14 protein-coding genes are annotated in these 19,361 nt (G+C 61.8%); 10 read left to right on the top strand and 4 right to left on the bottom strand.

What is annotated here, in order from left to right:
• Nucleotides 1-57 precede the first annotated feature (57 nt).
• Together OXT71_16525 and recR are read left to right on the top strand one after the other, a co-directional pair.
• Nucleotides 58-357 carry a YbaB/EbfC family nucleoid-associated protein gene (locus OXT71_16525; protein MDE2928003.1) on the top strand — a complete coding sequence of 100 codons (300 nt, stop codon included), beginning with the start codon at nt 58-60 and terminating at the stop codon, nt 355-357.
• A gap of 23 nt (nt 358-380) precedes the next feature.
• Nucleotides 381-983, top strand: a complete 603-nt coding sequence (recR, locus tag OXT71_16520) for a recombination mediator RecR (GenBank protein ID MDE2928002.1) — start codon at nt 381-383, stop codon at nt 981-983.
• A gap of 176 nt (nt 984-1,159) precedes the next feature.
• Here recR and OXT71_16515 read toward each other — a convergent pair whose 3' ends face one another.
• Together OXT71_16515 and OXT71_16510 are read right to left on the bottom strand one after the other, a co-directional pair.
• Entirely contained in the window at nt 1,160-2,413 is a 1,254-nt protein-coding gene (locus OXT71_16515) for an OmpA family protein (protein ID MDE2928001.1), read from the bottom strand.
• Between the two features lie 134 nt (nt 2,414-2,547).
• Nucleotides 2,548-3,546 carry a zinc-binding dehydrogenase gene (locus OXT71_16510; protein MDE2928000.1) on the bottom strand — a complete coding sequence of 333 codons (999 nt, stop codon included), beginning with the start codon at nt 3,544-3,546 and terminating at the stop codon, nt 2,548-2,550.
• A gap of 246 nt (nt 3,547-3,792) precedes the next feature.
• Here OXT71_16510 and OXT71_16505 point away from each other — a divergent pair, with 246 nt between their 5' ends.
• Nucleotides 3,793-4,539, top strand: a complete 747-nt coding sequence (locus tag OXT71_16505) for a phytanoyl-CoA dioxygenase family protein (GenBank protein MDE2927999.1) — start codon at nt 3,793-3,795, stop codon at nt 4,537-4,539.
• Between the two features lie 23 nt (nt 4,540-4,562).
• The gene (locus tag OXT71_16500) at nt 4,563-6,134 is read left to right on the top strand and encodes a hypothetical protein (GenBank protein MDE2927998.1); all 1,572 of its coding nucleotides are present in this window, start codon (nt 4,563-4,565) and stop codon (nt 6,132-6,134) included.
• A 27-nt stretch (nt 6,135-6,161) separates the two neighbouring features.
• On the opposite strand, the gene larA is transcribed toward OXT71_16500, so the two are convergent.
• Nucleotides 6,162-7,436, bottom strand: coding sequence for a nickel-dependent lactate racemase (gene larA, locus OXT71_16495; protein ID MDE2927997.1), 1,275 nt, complete (start codon nt 7,434-7,436; stop codon nt 6,162-6,164).
• Entirely contained in the window at nt 7,426-7,968 is a 543-nt protein-coding gene (gene tadA / locus OXT71_16490; protein MDE2927996.1) for a tRNA adenosine(34) deaminase TadA, read from the bottom strand. The genes larA and tadA overlap by 11 nt, the downstream gene beginning before the upstream one ends.
• A 677-nt stretch (nt 7,969-8,645) precedes the next feature.
• Between tadA and OXT71_16485 the strand changes: the two genes are divergently transcribed.
• From OXT71_16485 to OXT71_16460, 6 genes are all read left to right on the top strand, one after another.
• Complete coding sequence (locus tag OXT71_16485; protein MDE2927995.1) at nt 8,646-11,759, top strand: leucine-rich repeat domain-containing protein; 3,114 nt, start codon at nt 8,646-8,648, stop codon at nt 11,757-11,759.
• A 195-nt stretch (nt 11,760-11,954) separates the two neighbouring features.
• The gene (locus tag OXT71_16480; GenBank protein ID MDE2927994.1) at nt 11,955-12,863 is read left to right on the top strand and encodes a substrate-binding domain-containing protein; all 909 of its coding nucleotides are present in this window, start codon (nt 11,955-11,957) and stop codon (nt 12,861-12,863) included.
• Nucleotides 12,864-13,001: 138 nt separating this feature from the next.
• The gene (locus OXT71_16475; GenBank protein MDE2927993.1) at nt 13,002-15,701 is read left to right on the top strand and encodes a UPF0182 family protein; all 2,700 of its coding nucleotides are present in this window, start codon (nt 13,002-13,004) and stop codon (nt 15,699-15,701) included.
• Between the two features lie 126 nt (nt 15,702-15,827).
• The gene (locus tag OXT71_16470; GenBank protein ID MDE2927992.1) at nt 15,828-16,151 is read left to right on the top strand and encodes an iron-sulfur cluster assembly accessory protein; all 324 of its coding nucleotides are present in this window, start codon (nt 15,828-15,830) and stop codon (nt 16,149-16,151) included.
• A 103-nt stretch (nt 16,152-16,254) separates the two neighbouring features.
• Nucleotides 16,255-17,268 carry a GTP 3',8-cyclase MoaA gene (gene moaA, locus OXT71_16465; GenBank protein MDE2927991.1) on the top strand — a complete coding sequence of 338 codons (1,014 nt, stop codon included), beginning with the start codon at nt 16,255-16,257 and terminating at the stop codon, nt 17,266-17,268.
• Between the two features lie 162 nt (nt 17,269-17,430).
• A complete protein-coding gene (locus OXT71_16460) occupies nt 17,431-19,311 on the top strand; it encodes a transketolase (protein MDE2927990.1) in 1,881 nt (626 codons plus the stop codon).
• Nucleotides 19,312-19,361: the final 50 nt, after the last annotated feature.

Genomic DNA, 19,361 nt, shown 5'->3' with positions numbered 1-19,361 from the left:
ACGCGTCCAGCCGATTCCATGGCGTTTCGATCCACACGCTCACAGGAGTAAACGCGCATGAAGATGCGAAAAAAGAACATCAAGGGCCTCATGAGGCAGGCTCAGATCATGCAAGAGCAGTTGCAACGCCAGATGCACGAGAGCCGCGTGGAGGCCACCAGCGGCGGCGGGGCCGTCCATGTCGTTATGGACGGATCCAAGAAGATGCATTCCATCGTAATCGATCCCGACGCCGTGGATCCGGAAGACGTGGAGATGCTCCAGGACCTGGTCCTGGCTGCCGTCAACGAAGCGGGACGCAAGGTCGATGAGATGATGAGTTCCCGGGTCAGCAATCTGACCGGCGGAATTTTTTGACCCGCATCTCACTGGGAGGAGTCATGGACACACACCGCCCGGACCCGATCAACAGACTCGTCGACGAGTTGAAGCGCCTCCCCGGCATCGGCCCCAAATCGGCGCAACGGCTGGTCTTCCACCTGATCCGTCAGCCCGACAGCGAATGCAACCGGCTCGCCCAGGCCATCGGAGAACTCAAACGCAGCCTGGTGTTCTGCGCGGTGTGCAATCACATCGGCGGAACCGATCCCTGCTCCATCTGCAAGCAGGTCAATCGAGACCGGGAGACCATCTGTGTCGTGGAGGAGCCCTTCAACGTGCTCTCCATCGAGAAGACGGGCCAGTACCGGGGCCTCTACCACGTCCTCCACGGAGCCATCTCTCCCATCAACGGAATCGGCCCCGAGGATCTCAAGTTGCGGAACCTCTTCGAGCGCTTTCGCGACGGCGAGGTCAAGGAAGTGATCGTGGCCACCAATCCCACCACCGAAGGAGAGGCCACGGCGCTCTATCTTTCCAAGCTCATCAAGCCCCTTGAGATTCGCGTTTCCCGGATCGCGCTGGGCATCCCCATCGGGAGCGACCTGGAATACACCGACCAGTTGACCCTGACCCGGGCTTTGTCCGGGCGCCAGGACCTCTGACCGCCCTCTCGCCGCCGACCGGCGAAGACTCCTTGTTCCTCATACCCCCGGGAAACCGGTAAAGAGGCTGAATCTCAAATAAAAAATGCCTGCACCACCCGGAGGCGGTGCAGGCATTTTCGTCACTTTATGATCATGGACCGGACGGGACTCCATCCAGCCCGTGAGTCTGGGGTTTACGGAACGTAGAGTTCCACTTCCACCCGGCGATTCTCCTTGCGTCCCTCGCGCGTCTTGTTGTCGGCGATGGGCATGGATTCGCCGGCGCTCTTGGTGGCGATCCTGGAATCTCCGACACTGTGCTGAGTGGTCAGATAGGCCTTCGCTCGCTCGGCGCGCTTGGTTCCGGCCCTCATGTTGCCCTTCTCGCTGCCCACGGAGTCGGTGTGGCCCGTGATGGTGGCCATCAGGCTCGGGTTCTGCTGCAGCTTGAGGGCGATTTCGTCCAGCTTGGCCTTGGCCACGTTGTTCAGTCGGCCGTTGACCTGAATGACGATATTCTCGCGGACCTTGAAGGAGGCCGTGGCCATTCCCTTTCCGCCCCGATCGTCGCTGGCCGTGACCGAAACCGCGTGAGAGCCGCCGCCCATTCCGCTGGTGTTGACCGTGTAGTTGCTGCCGGAACCGGACATGCTGCGTCCGTTCACCGCCCAGGCGTAGGTGATGGGATCTCCTTCGGCATCGCTGGCCTTGGCCATGGCCTTGACCGCCTCACCCATCATGACCTCCGACTTGTCGAGGCTCAGGGTCACCTTGGGATCGGTATTGGGCCTGCGCGCGACGGTCACGTTGAAGGTGCAACTGGCCGTCATGTTGTCCGAGTCCTTGACCGTCACCGTGGCCCGGTGGGCTCCGACGGAACGGCCGGTGGTCCCGAACTGGAAGCTGGCCATGTTGCCGCTCACCGAACTCCCGTCAACTGCCCAGGAGTAGGTCAGAGGATCGTTGTTGGCATCGGATGCGCTGGCCTTCAGCGTAATGCTCTTCCCCTCGGTCACACTCACCGAGCTGGGGTTGCAGGCGATGGTGGGCTTCTGCTTGTTCTTCTCGACTGTAACGTCGATGGAGCAGGTCTCCTGCAGCTTCCGGTCGTCGAGCTCAGCCGTGACCTGGACCTTGCCCGGCTCCAAGCCGGTCGCGTCGAAGGTGGCGGAAACCGAAACCGGTGTGTTGGCATCCTGGTCCAACGAGCCTCCCGACACCCTTCCCTGCGTGGCGGACCACGTAAGCGTCAACTTGTCGCTGTCTCCACCGAAACCGAAACGGTCGGGATCGGAGGCCTGAACCGTCAATTGCACGGAACTGCCCGCGACTACCGAAGCTGTGCCGGCACCGCAGTCAATCTGGGGCGGACGATTCACACAACCCGTCGCTACCAGAACCGCAAGACCCAGCACTGATACCGCCAGGAACCGTTTTCTCCAAGCCATGACATTTCCCCCCTGTGGATGAATTCGAAGAACTATGCTCAGTCGGCATTATACAGACGAGGTTTCCAATGTAAATACCCCAAGAGAGCCAAAAAGCCCGACGACTTCATGTCTCACGGAATACCGCCGCGTGATCAGGTCCAGTTGATGCAGACGCCGATCATTTCCGCCTCTCCCGCGTCCATCCTGGCATAGACGTCCGGCAATTCCTCCCATTCGAACTGGTGGGTGATCATGGGAGAAAATTGCAGAAGTCCGCGGGAGAGGTAATCCAGAGTCAAAGCAATGGACCGCCGGCGGTCCCAGCGTTGCCCTGCCGGCGGGTGTCCGTAGGAGGTCTTCAAGGAGAGGTTCTTGCGCAAATAGGGATAGTTCACCGGACTGAAATGGGGCTGGTCGGTGTGGCGGGCCACCACGACGACCCTGCCCCCGGGACGGGCGATGTCCAAACCCGTCTCGACGGCCTTCCAGGTGGAGGCCGCCTCCACCACGAGGTCGGCTCCTTCTCCTCCGAAAAATTCCATGATTCCATGGGTGAAGCCCTCCTCGACCGGGCTTCCGGTCCAATCGGCTCCCATGGTTCGGGCCACCCTCAGACGGCTCCGGTCCAGGTCCACCACCGCCGTCCGGCAACCGAAGACGCGGCAGTAGGCCAACGCCGAGAGGCCGATGAGCCCCGATCCGATGATGGCCACATTCTCTCCGGGCATGACGTCACCTCGCCGCAGGGCGATGTGAGCCACTTCCACGATGCTCAGGAAAACTCCGAGATGGTCCGGCACGGCGTCCGGAAGCCGAGTGGCCGAGTCGGCTGGCGACACTGCCGCCTGCTTGTGGGTCTGCGGAACGAAGACCCGGTCGCCGGGCCGGAAACCGGAGACGCCGGATCCCGCTTCCACGACTTCTCCCACCATGGAATATCCGTTCTCCACCGGAAACTGCAGCGGAAAACCCGGATACAGGTACTTCCTCTCCCGGTCCACGGGAATCCCGCGATAGACGCGAAGTTCGGTCCCCGTGCTGATGGCGGTCATCCGCGCCCGGACCAGCAGGCCGCCGGCCGGACAGTCAGGATCGGGAACCTCCTGGAACCGGGAGTTTCGGGGACCGGTGACGATGAGTCGCTTGGACATTCGAGCTTGCGCCTTTCCCAACGCAGCACACTATAATGAAATTTGCCTTTTGCCATACGACGGGTGCGGTTTCAACAGTCCGTGGCGAAAGTCCCGCGAGCACCGAGACTGTTCCTGCGCCCGCCGGACAAGGCGCTTACGGCGCGCATACCGGGAGTATGTGCCCGAATCGCAACGTAGTCCGCGCCTGTGCAGGGACGGTCGAATGCCGTGACGACTTTTGCCGCGGGCTGTTAAGGAGGGTCCATGAGTTACCAGGAATACAGGGCGGACTACAAGCGGGATGGCCATCTCGTCATCCGGCAGTTCTTGACAGAGGACGAGTTCCAGGAACTTTCCGACAACGTCGACCGCTTCATCCGGGACGTCGTGCCGGGATTGCCCCCCAGCAAGGCGTTTTACCAGGACCCCGAAAAGCCCGAGACCCTGAAACAGCTCCAGGACATGGAGGAAGACCCCTTCTTCCGGGATTTCCTCGGTCATCCGAAGCTGGTCTCTCTCGCCGAGACGCTGGTGGGTGAGCCGGTCAGAGGAAATACGGAATGGTTCAATAAGCCACCCAACACCCGGCACCCGACGCCCCCTCACCAGGACAACTACTACTTCTGCCTGATCCCCTGCAACGTCGTGACCCTCTGGCTTCCGCTGCAGCCGGTGGACGAAGAAAACGGTTGCCTGCGATACGTCACGGGCTCCCACCTGGAAGGCTACCGCCCGCACAACCCGACGGAAGTCATCGGCTTCTCCCAGGGAATCACCGACTACGGCCCCCGGGACCGTCTCCGTGAACACCGGGTGGTGCTGCAACCCGGCGATCTGGCCGCCCACCACGGGATGATGATCCACAGTGCGGATCCCAACCGTTCCAATCACCGGCACCGTCCCGCGTTCGCAGTGGTCTACAAAGGGGTCAGTTGCCGCATGGACGAGGACGCGGCCCGCCGTTACCGGGACAACCTTCGAAGACAGCATCAAGAGGCCGGAATGGCCTGAACCGGTTGCCGGGCTTCTGCCGGATGATTCTCGCAACTGTCCTGATCGGTTTCCTGCTCACCCTGCCGCTGGCGGGCCAGTCCGCTCCCCTTTCCATCGGTTCCGAGAAACAACTCTTCCTGGACCAGCGGCTGATCCAGTCGAGCCGGAACGTGGAGCTGGTGCTGAACCTTCCCGAACAACCTCGGGAGAATCTCATCCTCAAGGACCGTCCCTGGGAACAGGGGCGGGCGGGCGGGTACGCACATGTTCTTCGGGACGGCGCCCTGTACCGCATGTACTACAACAGCTTCGACCGCTCCTACCGGCTCCGTTATTTCTGTCTGGCCGTCTCCCACGACGGCGTTCACTGGACCAAGCCGAATCTCGGCCTGGTCCCGTACGCCGGGAGGTTCGATACGAACATCATCGGCCTGGACGTCTTCGGCAGCCCCTTCATCGATCTTTTCGACACGCCGGACCGGCGATACAAGCTCTACTCGCGTGTCGGGCGGGCACGGGGAGAGCGCGATCGGATCATGCAGGACGACTCCCCCGATACGAGTTCGTTTTCCTGGCCCCCGGCCCGGGACGCCGATCCCCAGAGCGTCTACCTGCTGTACTCGGGCGATGGCGTCTACTGGCAGCGAGACCCGGAGCCGGTGATGCCCTTTTACGTGGGCGCGCCCACCTCGGTCTTCTGGGACGAAGACACCGGCGTCTGGGCCATCTACCCCCGGGCCTATCTTCCCCGCAACCGGGTGCGGGTCTTCAGCCGGACCACCGCCGGCAAACACGGGCTCGGTGAAGCCTTCGACCTGGACCTCATGTCGCCGGCCCGCCGCCGGCTCGGGCGACAGACCGGATCTCCGGTCACCGGCCTGCTGGACGAACTTCCGGTGGTGCTCAAGCCGGATCTCCAGGACCCCGACGGCATGCAGGTCTACACCATCTACGCTTACAACTACCCGGCTCAGAACGCCTACGTGGCGTTTCCCAGCATGTGGTATTCCAGGCGCCCGGACGACTTCGATCGCGTCGACCCGGGAGCCACTGACACTCTGGAGATCCAATTCACCTTTTCGAGGGACGGTATCGTTTGGCAGCGGCCCTTCCGGCAGCCCCTGATCTCCCTGGGTTCGCCAGGGTCGGCCTGGGAGCATCAGATCTATGGGGCCGGACTGGTCGAGAGCGGCGATCAGCTCTTCTTCTACTACAACGGTCTACCCAGCGAGCATATGACCATGGACAAGTCTGCCGACTGGACCTGCGTGACCGCCCGGGCCATCTTCCGCCTCGACGGTTTCGTCTCGGCCGACGCGGCCTACGAGGGAGGAGAGCTTACGACGCCGCTCCTCACCTTCACCGGTTCCAGGCTCCAGTACAACGCCAAGACCGGCGGCGGCGGTTTCATCCGCACCGAGATCCTGGATCCCGCCGGCGCTCCGATCCCCGGCTTCACCTTGGCCGAATCGCACCGCGTCAACGGCAACAGCGTCCGCCACCTGGCCTCCTGGAAAGGCTCCCCCGACGTTTCCTCCCTGGCCGGGCAGCCGGTGCGCCTGCGCCTGGTGATGAGGGACACGAAGCTCTTTGCCCTCCAGTTCGTCCGCTGATCGGGCATCCGGCCGATTCCACCCGAATCAGCCTGGCGGGCTCAGGTAGGGAATGGTCTGCGGGCCCTGGGGCAGGACTCCGAGGCGGGCATCCGGACCGGCTTCGTCCAGCAACTCCAGCACGGTGGCCTCCAGATCCCGAACCGGTTCCAGGTGCGCGCTCCGAACCTGGTGGGGGGTCAACCCGTCCGATTTCAGCAGGACGCGGGCCTTGAGCTGGATCTGGCTCTGGATCTGGACCTGCCACTGGTCGTGCGTGGTGACGTCTTCGCAGCGGATCCGATCCAGAAAACTGGCGGGATCCGTGGTCGAGGCCAGAAGCTTGCGGTACTCGCCATGTTCCGGGATCCCGTCGGAGCACTCCGCGGCACAGACGATGGCGCCTCCCCGGCGGACGATTCGCGACGCCGCCGACATCCCCTTCACCGACTGATAGAGATTCAGGTCCAGGGGATAACCGCTGTTGGTGGTGACGACCACGTCGAAGGGCCGGGCCACCGGCTGCATGGCCGTTTGCCTGGCAAAGCGGCATGCGGACCCGTGGGCCCGGAAGATCTCGCCGGCATGCACGCTGCTGATCTCATGATCCCGATTCAAGGTGACGTCCAGACTGAAGTCCACGCCGGAGAGCGCGGCAGCTTCGCGGATGGCGTCGTGAATGGGATTGCCGCGGGTGATCCCCCAGGTGGCTCTCGGATGGGCGATCAGGGGAGCGCTGTGGAGTTCCATGATGGTGTCGAACCCGGCCAGGCCCGGAGCCACCAGTTTCGGTCCGCCGCTGAACCCGGCGAAGAAATGGGGCTCTACGAAGCCGGTGGTGATCCGCACGTCGGACTCGAGCCAGATCGAGTTGAGCCAAACCGGAATCCCGGAGGGAAGGGCGCCCCGGTAGCTGAGCGTTTCGGGACGGAAGGACTGGTGATTGACGACCCTGTAGTTGCGGACCACTTCCGCTCCCAACATGCCCTCCAATTCCTCGACGGTGTTGGAACGGTGGGTGCCGGTGGCCACCAGGATGGTGACCTGATCCCTGGGCACGTGCTCCAACTCGGCCAGCAGCACGGGAAGAACCCGGGAACTGGGCATGGGGCGCGTGATGTCGCATACCGAGATGGCGACGGTCTGGCCGGATTGCGCCAACTCTCTCAGGGGGAGTGTGCCCATGGGACTTCGGAAGGCTTGCCGGAGCGCCTCCTCTTCGCACGGGACTCCAGGGAGATACGAGGGCTCCAGAACCGTCGTCCCCTCCGCGGGAAGCTCCACCTCAAGACCGTTCTTGCCGTACGCCAGCTCAACCCGCACGAATATCCTCCGATTTCCGTCCCGTAAAGGGGCTTCCGGCTCTCCTGGGGGAGACTCCCTCCCCGGCGCGGCGATTCGTCCTGAGGCGGGAAAAGAAGTCCTGCAGCAACCGGCGCGCTTCCGCTTCCCGGACGCCCGGCACCACCTCAGGGGCGTGATTGAACAGACCCGGCTTCAACAGGCCGACTCGGGAGGATACGGCTCCCGCCTTCAGGTCCGGGGCGCCGTAAAACAGCCGCTCCACCCGGGCCCAGACCAGGGCGCCGGCGCACATGGCGCAGGGCTCCAGCGTCACGTAGAGGTCCGAGCCGGTCAATCGATAGTTGGACAGAAGCTCGCCCGCTCTTCGCAAGACCAGGATCTCCGCATGGGCCGTGGGGTCGGATTTCTGGATGCTCCGGTTGTGGTCCCGCGCAAGAAGCTCCCCATGGCGCACCAGCACGGCTCCTACCGGCACCTCTCCTTCACGGGCGGCCTGCCGGGCCTCCTCCAAGGCGACCTCCATCCAACGATCCACCGCTTCCGTCCCCATCGGATTCCCAATTCCCCGAGTTGTGCCCGTTCCGGAAAGCATAGCAGTCCGCGCTGAAGCTCCGGCGCCTCCGAAGCGGGCCGCGTGGCCGACATTCACGCAATGCCCTGACCCCGGTCTTCGTCCGTAACGTGAATCAGGCCGGACGCTAGTGCGACGGCCGGGGCCTTCCGAGCCCGAGTGCCGACGATTCGACGTTTTCCTCCGTCGTTCGTACTGCACCAACTCTCGAACGCGACCCCCACTTCAAGACACTATCTCCTGCAACAGAAAACCGGTCTTGTCACTCAGCTTCTGCGTCAGGTCCAGGTCCGGTTCGAAACCCACATGGCGGTATTGAACCCGGCCCTCCTTCCCGATAATTATGATCGTCGGGTATCCGGACACGCCGAAATCAGCGCTGACCAGCCGGTTTCAGACGACCGGAAATTCATATTCGCTCTCCTTCATGAAACTGCGGACTTTGTCGTCGTTCGTGTCGACACTGACAGCGAGAAAGACGACTTCGGACCAGTCCGCCCATCGATCGACCGTTGCCTGAACTCCGTGAGGAGGTTCCAGTGGGAACGGGACCGACGATTCGACGATGGTCCGGTCGAGAATTCGGCCAGCAGGAGCCCCTCTGCATCCCTGATTACTGTTGCCGGCGCTACCGTCAAACTCGAGGAACCATTCAGATGTCAGTCGACTTTCCCAAGATCACGCATCACTGCCGGCAGCGATTCACAGGCTCGCTGCTGACCCTCACCTTGAGCTTGGCCCTGCTAGCCACCCCAGAGCAAGCCGGAGCGCAGATCGTCGCCGTCTGCGACCGAACCCCGGAGGTTCGCGACGAGATCGTGAAGCTCGTGCCGGAAGTCAGTGATTGCGCCGATGTGACCGAGGCCCATCTGGCTGCGATCGAAGGCGAGTTTTTTCACGGCGGCTGGAATTATATTTTGGGCGATTGGGCTGGCGGCCCCTTCCCCGTGCGGGCGGCCCCTCCACAGGTAGAAGAGTTGAGAGCCGGCGATTTTTCCGGGCTCTCCTCGCTGGAAGTTCTTTACTTGGATCGTACGCCTTTAGCCAGTTTGCCGGTTGGAGTCTTCGCCGGGCTCTCCTCGCTGAAAGAGCTCCACCTAGAGCGCACTCAATTGAGCACGCTACCGGTTGGGGTCTTCGCCGGGCTCTCTTCACTGAGATATCTCAATCTGTTCCAGAGCCAGTTAAGGATCTTGCCGGAAGGGGTTTTTTCCGGCCTCTCCTCGTTGAAAGGGCTCTATCTATTCCAGAATCAGTTGAGCATCCTGCCGGAGAAGATTTTTGCTGGGCTCTCCTCGCTGGAAGAACTCCACTTGGCCAACAACCAACCTGCCAGCCTACCGGAGGGGGTTTTCACCGGTCTCTCCTCACTGGAACGTCTTATCCTGACTAACAATCATTTGGACGAATTGCCGCAGGGGATCTTTCTCGACCTTGCCTCGTTGAAGGAGCTCGATCTGAATAAAAACGATCTGACCAGTCTCCCAGTCAACGTCTTCTCTAGTCTTTCACTACTGGAACGGCTCAAGCTGAACCACAATCTGTTGAGCACCTTGTCAAGGGGGGCTTTCACTGGACTCTCATCACTCACATCGCTTTCCGTGCAAGGTAATCGGCTGGACCATCTTCCGGATGGGGCCTTCTCCGGTCTCTCCTCACTTGAAGAACTCAAGCTGAGTTTCAATCAACTGACACGTTTACCCGTTGGGGTCTTTTCGGGTCTTGCCACACTCAAGACGCTCTCCTTGTCGACCAATCAATTGACTCGTCTACCGATTGCCGTCTTTGCCGGCCTCTTCTCGCTTGAAAGGCTCTCGTTACGTCACAATCAACTCGTCGAACTGCGCGCTGGGACCTTCGCCGGCCTCTCTGCGCTGAACCTGCTCGACCTATTCGATAACCAGTTGGCTGATTTGCCTGCGGAGCTCTTCTCAGGTCTATTCGCGCTTAGAACGCTCTTTTTGGGTCGCAATCAGTTGACGCATTTGCCAGCGGGAATTTTTTCCGGTCTTTCCAATTTAGGAGATGTGCGCGCAGAACCCCGCGCCGATCCATTGGCCATTCGGGTTTCACTGGAACGGGTAGGAAGAGGTCAGTTCAAGGCCAAGGCTCACACGGGAGCCCCCCGGAATACCGTCTTGACCGTTTCTGTCGTCAACGGTGTGATCAACGGTGGTTCCAACAGCATCACCATTCCTCCTGGCAGCATGGAAAGCTCTGTGGTCTCGGTTTCCCGCCACCCAAGAACATCCTCTGCCGTTTCAGTGGATATCGACAGCTATCGCCGGAACCACCAATCCTATTCCTACCCCTATCTTCCAGGCCTTGAACCCGTCATGTCCCCCGATTTGCCGCTGGTCGTTTTGGAACCTGGAGTTGACACGGATTTTGAACTGACCTTTGCACATTTTGGGAACGGAACGTCGATCCGATCCGAACTCGTGCTGGTGAACGTGGGCTCACTTCCGCTTCTTCCCGCAATCTTTTTTTACGACAAGGCGGGACACCTCATTGTCCCGTCATCGGTGGTGGACGTCCGGAACAATCTCTATATCCGGTCCGACGGAGGCTTGAGCGTGTGGACAGCCATCCCTTCCCAGGGAGAGATTACAATCTCCACCCATGGGAGAGGGGAGTTGGTCACGGGATCGGTAAGGGTTGTAGCCGCCGGTCCCATGGGCGGGGTGTTGCGCTTTGACGGACCGGATATCGGCGTCGCCGGAGTCGGGTCCAGCCCGGCCTTACAAGACATCGTCTTCCCCGTGCGCCGCCAACCATCAGGTGTCAATACCGGAGCAGCGATCCATAGCCTGGAACGGCATCCCACAATTGTGAACTGCCAACTGATGCAAGACGGAGAGATGCTGGAAGAAACGGCGGTTCTGCTGGCCGCCAACGGTCAATCAGCCTGGTTCATTGATGAGATGTTCTCTGCAACCGAGACATCGAGCTTTGTGGGGTCGGTGCGCTGTACTACTCCTCGAGATGAGTTGTTCACGGGCGTGGCCCTGGAGATGGACTTCCAAAACCGGGTATTCACTACCCTGCCGGTGGTCCCTATTCCGTCGAGGCGAACACAGGACTACACCCAACTGCACTTCCCCCATTTCGCCAATGGTTCCTCCATCACTTCCGACTTGGTGTTAATGAACGTGGCCGCAGGGCCGATTCGTCCAACTATCTATTTCTACGATGGCGCAGGCCGCCTCACTGACCCGGAATCGGTGGTGGATGTCGGAGAAGATCTTCAAGTCCGCGTTGACGGAGCCCTGACCATTCGCGCAGACCTGGTCCCGCTGGGAGAACTTACGATCTCCACCCACGGGCGCGGGGATCTGGTCACCGGGTCGGTGAGAGTCATTGCCGATGGTCCCATCGGTGGATTTCTACGATTCGACAATCCCGAGATCGGAGTCACTGGGGTCGGTGCCAGTCAGGCTGTCCAAGCTGCCATCTTTCCAGCTCGGCACCAAGCGGGAGGAATCCGTACCGGAACGGCAATCCGCAACCTGAAGGAGAAAAAGACACAAGTCACATGCCAGCTGATGCAAGACGGCATAGTGCTGGAAGAGAAAAAAGTTCCTTTGGCGAGCAACGGACAGACCACCCGGTTAGTCGACGAGTTGTTCCCTGAGAGCGTTACCTCCGATTTTGAGGGGTCGGTGCGCTGTACCGTACCCAACTACTGGAGGTTTGGTGGAATTGCCGTAGAAATGGACACCGAAAACCGCATCTTCACGACCTTGCCCTTGGTGCCGTTCCGGCAATGACCTGGCGGGAATGGCCAACGCGGCCAGAGTGGAATCAGTCCGGCGGACTGCGTTGCGACTCGGTCACATACTCCCGGTATACTCCCTCAACGCGCGTTGTCCGGCGAGCGCGGCCCCGGTTTCCGTGCTCGCATGACTTTCGCCGCGGACTGTAATGATCGAATTCCGGAAGCTGCCGATACTTCCCCACTTTTCATGTTCGTCTCCCGGATTTCGACCCTCGTCCTGACCGCACTCCTGGCCTCGTGCCAACCTGCGACCGAGACCATCACCTTTTTCCACACCGCGAGCCTGTCGCCCCTGGTCGAGACCGTCTCCAAGCGGTTCGAGGGCATGCATCCCGGTGTCGCGGTGGTGCGCGAGTCCGGGGCCGGCCTGGACATCATTCGCAAGTTGCCGGGCCGGACGCCGGGTCCGGATCTGCTGGCGGTTTCGGACCGGCGCCTGCTGGAGCGCCTCCTGGATTCCGGCAGCGTGAACCGGGCGTTCGAATTCCTGGGGAACGACATGGTGCTGGCCACCCGGGATCCCGAATTCCTGAGCGCGACCCGGCTCTCCGGGCGGTCCCATCGCCGCTGGTACGAGATCCTTCTGGAGCGGGACTACTCCTACGGCATCGCCGATCCCGACCGGGACCCGACCGGATACTGCGCCCACATGGTGTGGAAGCTGGCGGAGATGCACTACGAACGCCCCGGCCTCTACCGGAGGCTCCTGAATGGGCTGGATTCGCGCTGGATCTGCTCCGAGTCGGGCGAGCTGGCGGCGCTGCTTCGGGCCGATGCCCTGGATCTGGCTTTTCTCTACCGGTCCACGGCGCTCCAGACCGGGTTGGCCTTTCTCGACCTGCCTCCCCAAATCGCTCTGGGTGAAACCCTTTATGGCGCGTCCTACTCGCAGGCGACTCTCCGGGTCACCGGCAAGGTTCCCGATTCCATGGCCGAGCTCAAGGGCGTCCCGATCCGGTACGGCGTCGCCCTGATGAGGGAGAGCAGTCCCTGGGCCGAACGCTATCTGAACTACCTATTGAGCCCCGAGGTCCAGGCCCTCTACCGGGAGTTGGGTTACCGCAACATACCGGTGACCCGGATTGAGCCCTGGTAGCCCCGGTCCACTCGCGCCACTCAATCGGCCTGTTGCCGTCAGGATGACGCCGGATTCTCCGCGCCGGAACCGCGTCGTCCGGCGTTGACAGCCCAACGCCTTCTGCCCGGCACCCCTTTGGGGTAAAGTGGCGACACCATGGGAAGAATACGCACGATGATCCCCCTGCTGCTGATTCTGACGGTCTGGGGTGCGCTCGCCGGAGGGATCAGCCTCTACATCGACTATCTCTGGTTCGATGCCGTCGGCTACCTGGAAGTCTTCCAGACCACACTCGCCTCCAAGTTCCTGTTCTGGCTGGCCGGGTTCGGCGTCAGTTTTCTGATCCTGGGCTCCAACCTCTATCTGGCCGGACGGCGTCACCACGGCATCTACTGGATGAGTCCCGAACTCCAGGCGACAGCCCGGAAGGGCACGCAATTCGTCTTCTGGGTCGCCATTCTGGTCCTGTCGGTTCTGATGGGAATGGTGGTCCAGAGCCAGTGGCTGACCTTCCTCCAGTTCTGGAACCAGGTGCCGACGGGATCACAGGATCCCGTCTTCTCCCAGGACATCTCGTTTTTTATATTCTCCCTGCCGGTCCTGAGCTTCCTGGTCCATCTGGGACTGGTTCTGGTCGTCCTTTCCGTGCTCGCCGCCGCCATCACCTACGTGACCCATGGCCACCTGGCCTACCTGCAGCGCCTGCAACTGAGCCAGGAGGCGCGAGTGCACCTGACGATTCTGGCCGTGGCGGGATTCCTGCTGCTGGCCGGACGGTTCTGGCTCAATTGTTACGAGATTCTCTATAGCCGGGAGGGGGTCATCTTCGGCGCCGGGTACACGGATGTCTACGCCCGCCTTCCCTGCACCATGATCCTGGCCGGCGTCTCCGTCCTGACCGCCATCGCCTTCGCCGTCTCCATCTTCGGGAAGAACCTTCGAACGGCCGTCTATTCGGGAGTCTTCTTCGGCATCGCGTACCTGGCCCTGAATCTCTACCCCATGGTGATTCAGACCTTCATCGTGGAACCCAACGAGCTGCAGATGGAGACGCCTTACCTGGCGCACAACATCGGCCTCACCCGCAAGGCGTACAACCTGGACAAGATCGAAGTGCACGACTTCTCCGGGAGCGGCGACCTCTCCCGGGAGGACATGGCCGCCAACGAGACCACCATCGGGAACATCCGCCTCTGGGGCTGGCGGCCCCTGATGGACTCCTACAACCAGCTTCAATCGATCCGCTCCTACTACGAGTTCCAGGGGGTCGACCTGGACCGCTACGTCATCGACGGGAAATACCGGCAGGTGATGCTGTCGGCCCGGGAACTGGACTTCAGCAAAATCTCGGAGCAGGCCCAGACCTGGATCAACGAGTATTTCGTCTACACCCACGGCTACGGACTCTGCCTGAGCCCGGTCAACGAGGTCACGCCGGAGGGACTTCCCGAGTTCTTCATCAAGGACATCCCGCCCCAAAGCAACGGGAGCTTCGAGATCACCCGTCCCGAGATCTACTTTGGCGAGAAGACCGACAATCCGGTCTTCGTCAAGACCGCTCAGGAGGAGTTCGACTATCCCATCGGCGACCGGAACGCCTTCACCACGTACCAGGCCGAGAAAGGTCTCGGCATCGGCTCCTTCGTACGAAAGCTGCTCTTCGCCTGGGAACTGAAAAACTACAAGATCCTGTTCGCCGACGACTTCACGTCCGAGAGCCGCGTTCTGCTGCACCGGCGCATCCAGGACCGCGTGCCCAAGATCGCTCCGCTTGGGCTGGATTTCGATCCGGACCCCTACCTGGTGATCCACGAGGGGCGCCTCTTCTGGATTCAGGACGGCTACACCTCCACCAGCCGCTATCCCTATTCGGAGCCGACCCGCGGCGGGTTCAACTACATCCGGAATTCACTGAAGGTGGTGGTCGACGCCTATCTGGGAGATGTGACCTTCTACGTCTCCGATCCGGACGACCCCCTGATTCAGGTCTACTCCGCCATCTTTCCCTCCACGTTTCGCCCCTTGGGAGAGATGCCCGAAGGCCTGCGGCTGCACCTGCGGTATCCGGAAGTCCTCTTCAACGTCCAGCGGGAGATGTTCCGCACCTATCACATGCGGGACACCAGCGTCTTCTACAACAAGGAGGACGTGTGGGACATCCCCACCGAGATCTACCGGGACCAGGAACAGGTCATGGAGAGCTACTACGTGATCATGAACCTGCCCGGGTCTCAGGAGGAGGAATTCATTCTTCTGGTCCCCTACACCCCCCGCAACAAGAACAACATGATCTCCTGGTTGGCCGCCCGGTCGGACGGGGAACACTACGGGACCCTGGTTCTCTACCAGTTCCCCAAGCAGGAGCTGCGTTACGGCCCGCTTCAGATCGAAGCCCGCATCGATCAGGACCCGACCATTTCTCCCCTGCTGACACTCTGGAGTCAGCAAGGTTCGGAGGTGATTCGCGGCAACCTACTGGTGATCCCCATTGAGGACACCCTGCTCTACGTCGAGCCGCTCTACCTGCAGGCGGAAAAGAGCATGATCCCCGAGTTGACCCGGATCATCGTTGTGTTCGATAACCGCGTGGCCCTTGGAGAGACGCTGGACGAAGCTTTGGCAGCCGCCATCTGGCCCGACGAGGCGCCTGGAGAATTCCGGGCCGCGGCCGCGCCGGGGATTTCCGTCGATACCGAGGTTGAACTGGGACGCGGCAGCCCCCTGATGGTCCGGGCTCTGCAGCACTTCAATCAGAGTCAGAAACACCTGCGAGAGGGAAACTGGGCCGCCTACGGAGAGGAACAGGAGCGTTTGAAACAGGTCCTGGAACAATTGGTCCGGCAGTCCAGGAATTAGAGGAACGGCGACAGGAGCGGCGGTTTCCAACCGCCGACAGGGGGGTCAGGGGGACGATAGTCGCCCCCCTTCGTTTGAAGTCGAAAGCTCTCCCGCGTAAAATCACAAATCAGGAGACAAAATCTCATGATTACCCTGACGAACGACGCAGTGAACCAGGTCCAGAAGGTCATCTCGCAACAGGCCCAGGCGTTTTCCGGTGTCCGCGTGGCGGTGGTGGGTGGGGGCTGCTCCGGCTTCCAGTACACCATGAACCTGGAGCGGCAGGGCCGCGAGGGCGATGACGTCTTGGAGATCGACGGCTTCAAGGTCTTCGTGGATCCTCAGAGCATGCTCTACCTGGACGGGACCGAGATCGACTACATCGAGACGACTCAAGCCGCCGGGTTTCAATTCAAGAATCCCAACGTGTCCGGCTCCTGCGGCTGCGGCGAGTCATTTCACGTCTGAACCCGTTTCCGCTCCACGCTTTTTCGATCCGCCGTCCGAATTCTGCAACGGCGGGTCGGCCCTTCCTTGAAGCGCCTCCGTCCTGAACGAGATAATGAGCGGCATGGAGACGACCGACGTATTCCGCAGACCCATGAAGGATCTGCGAGTCTCGGTGACGGATCGCTGCAACTACCGTTGCCGGTACTGCATGCCGCTGGACCAGTACGTCTGGATCGAGAAGCGGGAGCTGCTGACCTTCGAAGAGATCGTCCGCCTGGCCCGACTCTTCGTCGACCTGGGCGTCGGGAGGATCCGAATTACGGGCGGCGAGCCCCTGGTCCGGCGCGACCTGCACCGTCTGCTTGGGGACCTCTCCAAAATCGGAGGCTTGAAGGACCTGAGCCTCACGACCAACGGCTCGTTCCTGGCCCGATTGGCTCCCGCGTTGAGGCGGGCAGGCCTGCGCCGGATCAACGTCAGCCTGGACACGTTGGATCCGGACAAGTTCAGCGCCATCACCAAACGGGGACGGCTGGAAGACGTGCTGGAGGGGATCCTGGCGGCCCGGGACACCGGAATGGCTCCCATCAAGATCAACACCGTCGTGATCAGGGGCATCAACGACGACGAGATCATGGACTTGGTGGAGTACTCGCGAGAGCACGGTCTGCAGGCCAGGTTCATCGAATACATGGACGTGGGAAACGCCAACGACTGGAGTCTCGAGAGAACCGTCACCAAACAGGAGATCCTGGACCGGATCCGATCCCGGTATCCCCTGGAGGCCGTGGGACGGGAGGAGAGCCGCGCGCCCGCCGTCAACTACCGCTTCCTGGACGGGGCCGGACAGATCGGAATCATCGGATCGGTGACCGAACCGTTCTGTTCCACCTGTAGCCGGGTCCGATTGACAGCCGACGGCCAGATGGTCACCTGCCTGTTCGCCTCCGGGGGCCACGATCTGAAGCGCCTGCTGCGAGGCGGAAGTTCCGACGTGGAGATCCGTTCCTTCCTGGAGCGGGTCTGGTCGGTCCGGGAGGATCGGTTCTCCGATCGCCGTTGGCAACAGATTCGCACCGACGGCTACCATCGGAAAGATCACCGGAAGATCGAGATGATCACCCTCGGTGGGTAAGGTTCCGTGCCGGGTCGTGAAGATTCGGTCAAATTGGTTCCGTTTTCTGGTCCGGTCCGAGAGCGGGGGTTAAACTGGCGTCACCCCCCGGGGCGATACTGTTGCCGTCCGGGGCGGACGGCAAATCCGTAGTTTCCAATAATCAGACATCACAGGACAGCCATGACATCAAATCCAGATTCTACCGTGGTCACCCCCGACCGAATCCGATCCCTCCAGGGAATGGCCAACCGTTTGCGGCGCCACTCGCTGGTCGCCACCACCGAGGCCGGTTCGGGACATCCGACCTCCTGCTTCTCCTGTGCCGACCTGGTCTCCACCATCTTCTTCCAATTCCTGCGCTTCGACCTCACCCGGCCGGATCATCCGGCAAATGACCGCTTCGTGCTCTCCAAGGGACATGCCGCACCGGTTCTTTACGCGGCCTTGGCCGAAGGAGGAGCCTTTCCGGTGGAAAGGCTCCTCACTCTGCGGCGGATCGACAGCGAGTTGGAGGGGCATCCCACACCCCGAAGCCGCTGGGTCGACGTCGGCACGGGGTCCCTGGGCCAGGGACTGGCCATCGGCGTGGGAATGGCGCTGGCCCTCAGGAACCGTCCTTCGGGAAACCGGGTCTATGTCCTCATGGGGGACGGAGAAACCGCCGAGGGTGCGGTTTGGGAAGCGGCCGCCCTGGCCGGATTCTACGGTCTGGACAATCTCATCGGTGTGGTGGACGTGAACGGGTACGGCCAGAGCCAGAACACCATGTACGACCACGACCTGGACGGCTACTGCGACCGTTTTCGCGCCTTCGGCTGGCACGCGGCTGCCGTGGACGGCCACGACGTGGGGGAGATCTCGGCCGCACTCCAGGACGCATGCGACCAGACCGGCAAGCCCTCGGTCATCGTCGCCCGCACCCTCAAGGGCAAGGGAGTCTCCTTCATGGAGAACCGGGACGGCTGGCACGGAAAACCGATTCCCCGTGGAGCAGACCTGGAGCGGGCGCTGGAGGAGCTGGGTCCGGAGGCGCCGGCCGATCCATCCCTGCGCGTGGCGCTGCCGGCCGAAAACGGCGACTCCGGCGCCGCGGATTCCGGCGGGAGTGCGAAGATGGAGCCGCCCGCCTACACCGATCAGGACCGGGTGGCCACCCGCGTCGCGTACGGGACCGGACTGCGGAAGTTGGGAAACGCCAATCCCCGGGTCGTGGCCCTGGACGGCGACACCAAGAACTCAACCTACTCGCTGCGGTTCATGGAGCAACACCCGGACCGCTTCTTCGAGTGCTTCATCGCGGAGCAGGCCATGGTCGGAGCGGCCGTGGGCATGGGCGCCGTGGGCAAGATTCCATTCGCCTCCACCTTCGCCGCCTTCATGACCCGCGCCTACGACCTGATTCGGATGGCGGCCATCTCCCAGAGCAACCTCAAGCTCTGCGGCTCCCATGCCGGCGTCTCCATCGGAGAGGACGGCCCCTCACAAATGGGTCTGGAGGATCTGGCCATGATGCGGGCCATTCAAGGGTCCACGGTCCTCTATCCCAGCGACGCCGTCGCCACGGAGCGCCTGGTCGAGGTGGCCTCCCAGACACCCGGCATCGTCTACATCCGAACCACCCGTCCCAAGACCGCCTGCCTCTACGATGCGGCGGAGACCTTCGTCCGCGGCGGGTCCAAGACCGTTCGAACCAGCCCCTCCGACCAAGCCACGGTCGTAGGCGCCGGAATCACCCTTCACGAAGCCCTCAAGGCGCATGGGCAACTGCAGGACGAGGGCATCGACATCCGCGTCATCGACCTGTACTCCGTCAAGCCGGTCGATGGCGAGTCTCTGGCGCGGGCGGCGCGGGAGACCGGAGCCATCGTCACCGTGGAGGACCACTACGCCGACGGAGGTCTGGGAGACGCCGTCGTGGACGCCCTGGCCGGACGGCAGTACCGCTACCGGAAGCTGGCCGTGACCGACCTGCCCCGGTCCGGACCCTCGGCCGAGCTGATGGACGGCCACGGCATCGGAGCCCGCGCCATCGTGGAGGCGGTGCGGGATCTGGTCTCCTAGCCTGAACTTCCAGAATGGAATCGACGTAATTCACTGATTATAAATCAGAT

Source organism: Acidobacteriota bacterium (genome assembly GCA_028874215.1).
In the GTDB taxonomy this organism is placed as follows: domain Bacteria; phylum Acidobacteriota; class UBA6911; order RPQK01; family JAJDTT01; genus JAJDTT01.
The sequence above is the reverse complement of the archived record's forward strand: the minus strand, read 5'-3'. Positions and strand labels throughout refer to the sequence as shown.